Raw genomic sequence first — 7,039 nt, 5'->3', positions numbered from 1 at the left:
GAAGCGGCGCTGACGCGCGCGGCGGCGTTCGCCGCCAGCCCCCGCGGCCGCTTCCTGACCAACCTGCGCGCGCTCGACGATCTCGGCTATGCAGCCCACGCCGAGCGCGCCCGCGCCGCCTTCGCCCGCGGCTTCGCCGATCCCGACCGCCCAGCCTGCGCCTCGGAGATCGGGGCGGCGCTCTGCGCCCTGGCCCGCATCGACCGTCCGGAAGCCCGGGTCGCTTGCCTGGCGCTGGCCGACCTGCTCACCGAGACCCTGAGGCTGGCGGCCGAATAGCGGCGGCGCATCACACCGGACCGCCAGATTCTTGACCGAATTCCATGCTCAAGCTGCCTGGATCGTCACTGGGGGATCGATGCGCAAGTCCATCACATGCCTCGCCGTCGGCGCCGCAGCGCTTGCGCTGACCGCCTGCGGCCACAACACCGAGCAGCGCGCCGCCACCGGCGCGGCGGCGGGCCTCGTGGTCGCGGGTCCCGTAGGGGCCGCCGTCGGCGCGGGCGTCGGCGTCGTGGTGAGCAAGACCCAGCGGGGCCGCTGACGCCACGGCGCAAGCGTTCAGCCCGGGCCCGAGGACATCGCGCCCGTTCCGTCGAGGTCAGCCTTTAGGCCGCGACGGGAGCCTCGGCCGCTTCCGCCTGAAGCCTGCGAGCCTCGCGCCTCTTCTTGACGCATTTGGCGCCGCCCGCGCTCAGGAACACCAGGGGCACCGACAGCCACAAACTGTTGTTGACCCACGCATACGTGAGGTCCAGGGGCCAATCGTTCAGAAGATAAAGGGCTTCGAGGCTGAACAAGGCGGCGGCGATCAGAGTCACCAGGCCAATCCAGTAGCTGACGAAAATCATCGCCATCGGCAGCAGGCCGACTGCAAAAACGCCATCCTCAACCAGGTAAATGACCGCTCCGTCGCGGCCGAGTCCGAAGGCGCTAGTGGCGATGTTGACGGCCAAATTCATCCCGAACCAAGCCGCACCAAGCTTTTCCGCGCGATCGCCTTGCTTGTAGGCGAAGGTCGCGCAGGCCGCCATCACCACATATTCCGCCGCCATAAGCGGATAGGTCTGCATGAACTGTGCGCCTCCGCGTTCAGCAGAAGCACACAGTCCTTAAGCTTTCACCAAGCGATCAGCCGTGCAGACGGGTGACCTGGGCTTCCATGCGCGGGGCTTCCGCGTCATCGATCATGCCCTTGCCCGGCGACAGGAGCCCGACCGTGCGCAGCCCAAGCGCCTCGCGGATGGTGTCCAGGCGACGGTGCGTCGACACCATGCTGGTGCGGGCCGACTGCATGGTCGTCATCGCTTCCAACAGTTTCCCGTAGGTGCTGTCCGTTAGTTCGGCGGCCAGATTCATCTCGCCGGCGGCGCCGCGCATCTCGATCATCAGTTCGGCGGCAAGCGCGAGCGTGTCGTCGATGCTGCGTTCGACAGCATGGACCTTCGCCCCGATGCGCTGAACGCGCAGTTCCTTTTCCATAAACCCCTCCAAGCCTGCTGAGGTGCGATTAAGCCAGGATTAAGCTTAACCGACCGGTAACCTTAAACATAAGTTAGCGTTTACGCCAATAGGTTTTTATGGTTAACGGCGGCGTCCCTGAGGTTGCAAGCCTAACTATTCGCGAGGATCCGCGCTTCGAGCGTGAAGTCTCCGCCGGCCCGGCTCGGCGAATTCAGCGGTCCAGCTTGGTTGACAGGATGATGGAAGACGTCGTCCGTTCAACACCTTCCAGGTTGCCGATCCGGTCGATCACGCCCTCGATCTGGCCGACGGTGTCGGCGGCGGCGACGACGATCATGTCGAACACGCCCGCGACAGTATGCAGCACCCTCACCTCGTCCATGCCGCGCAAGGCCGCCCCGACCGCGGCCTCCTTCTTCGGCTCGACCTTGACCATGACATGGGCGCGCACCGCGCCCTGCTCGCGCTCCGGCGCCAGGCGCGCGGCATAGCCGATGATGACGCCGTCCCGTTCCAGCCGCTCGATGCGCGCCTGCACCGTGGTCCGCGAACGACCTACCAGCCGCGCCAACTGGGCGGTCGAGGCCCGGCCGTTGCGCCTGAGCGCGGCGATCAGCTTCTGGTCGATGGCGTCCAGCGGCATCTTGCCAAGTCTCCTCGGCGAACTGCCAGAATTTATCCCGCAATTCGACGGTTCCGCCACTGTGATCCGCCACGCCTCGGCTTGATGATTCCGCCTGAAGTTTCAGGAGGAAGCGATGCGCAAGGTCGTGGTCCTCGGCGCGGGCAAGATTGGCTCGGCCATCGCTGACCTGCTGGGTGGAACCGGCGATTACGCGGTGGTGGTCGCCGACAACTCGCTGCCCGCCCTGCAGCGCCTGGACGCGTCCGCCTCGGTCGCCCGTCAACTGGTCGACGTCAATTCGCCAGGCGAGCTCGCGGCGCTGGCGAAGGGCGCCTTCGCCGTGCTCGGCGCCCTGCCCTACCAGGTCACGGCCCAGATCGCCCAAGCCGCCGCGGCGGCCGGCGTCCATTACCTTGACCTGACCGAGGATGTCGCCGCGACACGGATCATCAAGGCGATCGCCGAGGGCGCCCACACCGCCTTGATCCCCCAGTGCGGGCTCGCGCCCGGCTTCATTTCCATCGTCGCCCACGACCTGACGACCCGCTTCGACACCCTGCTCGATGTGAAGATGGGCGTCGGCGCCCTGCCTCAATTCCCCTCCAACGCGCTCAACTACAACCTCACCTGGAGCACCGACGGCCTGATCAACGAGTACTGCGAGCCCTGCGAAGCCATCGTGGACGGCGTGCTGCGCCAGACCCAGCCGCTGGAAGATCTCGAGCAGTTCGCCCTCGACGGCGTCGTCTACGAGGCCTTCAATACGTCGGGCGGGCTTGGGACCCTCTGCGAGACCCTGGCCGGGCGGGTGCGCAACCTCAGCTACCGGACCATCCGCTATCCCGGCCACGCCGCCATCATGAAGGCCCTGCTCAACGACCTTCGCCTGCGCGAGCGCCGGGACGTGCTCAAGGACATCCTGGAGAACGCCCTGCCGGCCACCTTGCAGGACGTGGTCGTCGTCTACGCCAGCGTCAGCGGCGAACGCGCCGGCCGCCTGGTCCAGGAAACCTACGCCCAGAAGATCTACGCTGGCCCTCTGCAGGGGCAGCTGCGCAGCGCCATCCAGATCACCACCGCCTCGGCCATCTGCGCCGTGCTGGACCTCTTGGCCGAGGGCGTCCTCCCGCAACGCGGCTTCGTGCGCCAGGAGCAGATCCCCCTGCCGGCTTTTCTGCAGAACCGGTTCGGAACGGTCTATGCTCCGGCCGCGGCGACCCCTCCGGCCGCCGCATCTCGCGCCGCCGCCTGATCAGCTTCCAAGCCTGCGACCATGCCCCACGCCCGAATCGAGACGCCCACCGCCGCCGGCCCAGCCGCCGACCTGCTCGCCCGGCTGGGCGTCGCGCCCGCGCTTCACACAGGCGGCTCGCGCCCGGTGCGCTCGCCGATCACCGGCGAGACCATCGCCCACGTTCACGACGCCTCGTCGGCCGCAGTCGCCGCCGCCGTCGAGCGCGCCCACCGCGCCTTCCTCGCCTGGCGCGACGTTCCCGCCCCCCGCCGCGGCGAGCTGGTGCGCCTGTTTGGCGAGGAACTGCGCGCCGCCAAGCCCGACCTGGCCGCCCTCGTCACCCTGGAGGCGGGCAAGATCGTCTCCGAGGCCGAGGGCGAGGTGCAGGAGATGATCGACATCTGCGACTACGCGGTAGGCCTCTCGCGCCAGCTGTGCGGCTTGACGCTCGCCACCGAGCGGCCGGACCACCGGATGATGGAGACATGGCATCCGCTCGGCGTCGTCGGGATCATCTCGGCCTTCAACTTCCCCGTCGCGGTCTGGTCCTGGAACGCGGCCCTCGCCCTCGTCTGCGGCGACGCCTGCGTCTGGAAGCCGTCCGAAAAGACCCCGCTCGCCGCCCTCGCCGTCCAGGCCCTGTTCGAGCGCGCCTGCGCCCGTTTCCCCGGCGCGCCGGAGGGCCTGTCCGCCGTCGTCATCGGCGGCCGCGAGGTCGGCGAGGCGCTCGTCGACCATCCGAAGGTTCCGTTGGTCTCCGCCACGGGCTCGACCGCCATGGGCCGCGCGGTGGGGCCGAGGCTCGCCCAGCGGTTCGCCCGCGCCCTGCTGGAGCTCGGCGGCAATAACGGCGCCATTGTCGCGCCCTCCGCAGATCTCAACCTCGCCCTGCGCGGCGCGGCCTTCGCAGCCATGGGCACCGCGGGCCAGCGCTGCACCAGCCTGCGCCGCCTGTTCGTGCACGAAAGTTGCTACGAGGCGTTCGTCGGGCGCCTGAAGGCGGCCTACACCTCCGTCCCCGTGGACGATCCCCGCCGCGCGGAGACCCTGGTGGGGCCGCTGATCGACGGGGCCGCCTTCGAGGCCATGCAGCGGGCGCTGGCCGACGCCCGCGAGGCCGGCGGCCGCGTCACGGGCGGCGAACGGGTCGAGAGCGCGCCCGGCGCCTATTACGTCCGCCCCGCCCTCGTCGAGATCCCCGTCCAGGCCGAGGTGGTCCGGCGCGAGACCTTCGCGCCGATCCTCTACGTCATGCCGTACCGCGAGCTGGACGAGGCCATCGGACTGCAGAATGACGTGGCCCAGGGCCTTTCGTCGTCTATCTTCACCAACGACATGCGCGAGGCCGAGCTCTTCATCTCCACGCGCGGGTCGGACTGCGGCATCGCCAACGTCAACATCGGCCCGTCCGGCGCCGAGATCGGGGGCGCCTTCGGCGGCGAAAAGGAGACCGGCGGTGGCCGCGAGGCCGGTTCCGACAGTTGGAAGGCCTATATGAGGCGAGCCACGAACACCCTGAACTACGGCCGCACCCTGCCGCTGGCTCAGGGCGTTCGCTTCGACCTCTGACTGATCATTAGGGAGGGCCGCCGTGTCCGACGAAGGCTTCCGCCAGCTCGAATCCCTTGTTTGCTGCGCCCTAGGCGCCGCCGCCGCCCGCGAGGCCCTGGACACCCTCGTCCTGCCCGAGGCCCTGCGCGACAACGACGGGCCGACCGTCTCGCGCGCGGCCTGCGCCATGGCGCTCAACGCCGCCCTGTTCCACGGCCTTCTGGAGCGCGCCCCCACCGGCGCGGCCTACGTCGATGCGGTCCGCGCCGACGGCGGCAAGATCTTGCTCGACCACGGGGCGATACGCACCGTCACCTTGCCCTCGGGGCCGACCGGCGCCTTGCCCGCAGGACATCTGGCCTTCGCCCGCATCCTGGGGCCGCTGGGCTACGAGGTCGCAGGCATCTATCCGCTGGAGCGGCTGATGATGACCGGACGCGGCTATCGCCACCGCGACCTGCCGCAGGACGTGCCACAGTTCTTCGTCAGCGAGCTGCACGTCGAACGCTTCTCCCCGGCCTTCCAGGCGGTGGCCGAACACGTCTTCGGCTCGACCCGCGATCCGCTCGACGAGACCGCGGTCGCCGCGCTGGATCAGCTGGCGCACGAGGGCGCCTGCGAGCTGGAGCTGGCGCGCAAGGCGCTGCCGACCCTGGTCGCCGCCTTCGGCCGCTGGCACGACGTCCCGTCCCTGCTCGCCTACCAGGCGCTTCTCGCCGAGTCTCCCGAGGCCGCCTGGATCGCCACCGAAGGGTTCGCCTTCAATCACGCCACAGACCGGGTGGCCGACGTCGACTCCCTCTCCGAGGCCCAGCGCCGGCTCGGGCGGCCGATAAAGCCCGCGGTCGAGCGCTCCGCCAGCGGTCGCGTGCGCCAGACCGCCTTCAAGGCCGATCCCGTCGAACGGGAGTTCCATGACGGCGCCCGCACCGTGCACCGCCTGGTTCCCGGCTCCTTCTACGAGTTCATCACCCGCGAGCTGCTCGACCAGCCGCAGGACGGCGTGACGCTGGACCTGGCCTTCGACAGCGCCAACGCCCAGGGCATCTTCAAGATGACCGCCACGGTCTGAGCCCAGTCGACGTGGCGCCATCGTCGCAGCGACAAACCGTCATCGCGCGCGTCCGCCCGCCGCGGACATAACGGCGCTCGCGGATCGGCGCGCGCGGTGCGTTAAGTATTGCCGTGAAGGGGACCCACTCGCCCGCATCAGCGAGCCCCAACCAATTCTGGCCGACGCCTCGTCACCTGAACCGCTGCCTTCGGGCGTTGGAAGCGCAATCGCGAAAGCTGCGCTTTGCGCTGGCCTAACACCGATTCGCAGGAGCAGGGTGCGGACGGTGGAGGTCCGCCGCGGACGGGCCGGATCCCCAGCCCCTGCAGTCGGGAGAAAACCCTCATGTCGTTCGTCAGCGAATTCAAGGAGTTCATCGCCCGGGGCAACGTCGTGGACCTGGCGGTCGGCGTCATCATCGGCGGCGCCTTCGGCAAGATCGTCTCGAGCCTGGTCGATCAGGTCGTCATGCCGCCCATCGGCCTGGTCACCGGCGGCATCGACTTCTCGCAGATGAAGATCGTGCTCAAGGCCGCCGATCCGCTCGCCAAGAAGGCCGAGGTCGCCATCCAGTACGGCGCCTTCATCAATACCGTGATCCAGTTCGGCGTCATCGCGCTGGTGGTCTTCATTCTGGTCAAGGCGATCAACCAGCTGCGCCGCGAGGAAGCCAAGGCCCCGTCCGCCCCGCCGGCTCCCACCCGCACCGAGGCGCTGCTGGAAGACATCCTGGGCGCGCTCCGCAGCAGGTCCTGAGGTTCCAGCGACCGTTGCATTACCGCAACGTCGCCTCAGTCGAACCAGGGGCTCACGCCCGACCGCGACGAATGTCATTGGCCGGTTACAGAGCGCCATAAAGCCCCGCGCGATCTCGACCGGATCGTGAGTTCAGAACGGGCGCGTCCTTCCAGGGATTCGCCCGATGATCTCCTGCCTTAACGGGCTTGATTTTTATGAGCTTTGGAGAGCTTGGCTGGGGAACTAGGACTCGAACCTAGAATGACGGTACCAAAAACCGCAGTGTTACCATTACACCATTCCCCAGCAGGAACGGCGCAGAGGGGCTCCCCCTCGCGAGGCGGTGGAGATAGCGCAGCGCCTTTGCGGATGC

9 protein-coding genes and 1 tRNA gene are annotated in these 7,039 nt (G+C 68.4%); 6 read left to right on the top strand and 4 right to left on the bottom strand.

Features of this window, described 5'->3' with window-relative positions:
* On the top strand, positions 1–279 hold a 279-nt coding region (locus tag VJS38_RS13650; RefSeq protein ID WP_324088697.1), incomplete at its 5' end, for a hypothetical protein.
* A 79-nt stretch (positions 280–358) separates the two neighbouring features.
* On the top strand, positions 359–544 hold the full coding sequence (locus VJS38_RS13645) for a hypothetical protein (protein ID WP_324088696.1): 186 nt from the start codon (positions 359–361) through the stop codon (positions 542–544).
* A gap of 64 nt (positions 545–608) precedes the next feature.
* Here the strand turns inward: VJS38_RS13645 and VJS38_RS13640 are convergent, their stop codons facing one another.
* The 3 genes from VJS38_RS13640 to VJS38_RS13630 form a co-directional block, all read right to left on the bottom strand.
* Complete coding sequence (locus VJS38_RS13640; protein WP_324088695.1) at positions 609–1,073, bottom strand: hypothetical protein; 465 nt, start codon at positions 1,071–1,073, stop codon at positions 609–611.
* 58 nt (positions 1,074–1,131) lie between these two features.
* Positions 1,132–1,482, bottom strand: a complete 351-nt coding sequence (locus VJS38_RS13635; protein WP_324088694.1) for a hypothetical protein — start codon at positions 1,480–1,482, stop codon at positions 1,132–1,134.
* Positions 1,483–1,675: 193 nt separating this feature from the next.
* A complete protein-coding gene (locus VJS38_RS13630; RefSeq protein WP_324088693.1) occupies positions 1,676–2,107 on the bottom strand; it encodes an Lrp/AsnC family transcriptional regulator in 432 nt (143 codons plus the stop codon).
* A 115-nt stretch (positions 2,108–2,222) separates the two neighbouring features.
* On the opposite strand from VJS38_RS13630, the gene VJS38_RS13625 reads away from it, so the two are divergent.
* From VJS38_RS13625 to mscL, 4 genes are all read left to right on the top strand, one after another.
* The gene (locus tag VJS38_RS13625; RefSeq protein ID WP_324088692.1) at positions 2,223–3,341 is read left to right on the top strand and encodes a saccharopine dehydrogenase family protein; all 1,119 of its coding nucleotides are present in this window, start codon (positions 2,223–2,225) and stop codon (positions 3,339–3,341) included.
* Between the two features lie 21 nt (positions 3,342–3,362).
* Positions 3,363–4,892 (top strand): aldehyde dehydrogenase family protein, encoded by a 1,530-nt coding sequence (locus tag VJS38_RS13620; protein ID WP_324088691.1) that lies wholly within the window; start codon positions 3,363–3,365, stop codon positions 4,890–4,892.
* 22 nt (positions 4,893–4,914) lie between these two features.
* Positions 4,915–5,946, top strand: a complete 1,032-nt coding sequence (locus tag VJS38_RS13615; RefSeq protein ID WP_324088690.1) for a 2-oxoadipate dioxygenase/decarboxylase family protein — start codon at positions 4,915–4,917, stop codon at positions 5,944–5,946.
* A gap of 327 nt (positions 5,947–6,273) precedes the next feature.
* Positions 6,274–6,684 carry a large-conductance mechanosensitive channel protein MscL gene (gene mscL, locus VJS38_RS13610; RefSeq protein ID WP_324088689.1) on the top strand — a complete coding sequence of 137 codons (411 nt, stop codon included), beginning with the start codon at positions 6,274–6,276 and terminating at the stop codon, positions 6,682–6,684.
* A 214-nt stretch (positions 6,685–6,898) separates the two neighbouring features.
* On the opposite strand, the gene VJS38_RS13605 is transcribed toward mscL, so the two are convergent.
* Positions 6,899–6,972: transfer RNA gene (locus VJS38_RS13605), tRNA-Gln, on the bottom strand.
* Positions 6,973–7,039: the final 67 nt, after the last annotated feature.

Origin of the sequence: Phenylobacterium sp. (assembly GCF_035276905.1) — a bacterium.
In the GTDB taxonomy this organism is placed as follows: domain Bacteria; phylum Pseudomonadota; class Alphaproteobacteria; order Caulobacterales; family Caulobacteraceae; genus Phenylobacterium.
This window is presented reverse-complemented; position numbering and strand designations above follow the sequence as displayed.

Bases quoted from the DNA above. Each gene is read 5' to 3' on its own strand.
- VJS38_RS13630 (WP_324088693.1), bottom strand. From the start codon at position 2,107: ATGCCGCTGGACGCCATCGACCAGAAGCTGATCGCCGCGCTCAGGCGC.
- VJS38_RS13640 (WP_324088695.1), bottom strand. From the start codon at position 1,073: ATGCAGACCTATCCGCTTATGGCGGCGGAATATGTGGTGATGGCGGCC.
- VJS38_RS13645 (WP_324088696.1), top strand. From the start codon at position 359: ATGCGCAAGTCCATCACATGCCTCGCCGTCGGCGCCGCAGCGCTTGCG.
- VJS38_RS13635 (WP_324088694.1), bottom strand. From the start codon at position 1,482: ATGGAAAAGGAACTGCGCGTTCAGCGCATCGGGGCGAAGGTCCATGCT.
- VJS38_RS13625 (WP_324088692.1), top strand. From the start codon at position 2,223: ATGCGCAAGGTCGTGGTCCTCGGCGCGGGCAAGATTGGCTCGGCCATC.
- mscL (WP_324088689.1), top strand. From the start codon at position 6,274: ATGTCGTTCGTCAGCGAATTCAAGGAGTTCATCGCCCGGGGCAACGTC.
- VJS38_RS13620 (WP_324088691.1), top strand. From the start codon at position 3,363: ATGCCCCACGCCCGAATCGAGACGCCCACCGCCGCCGGCCCAGCCGCC.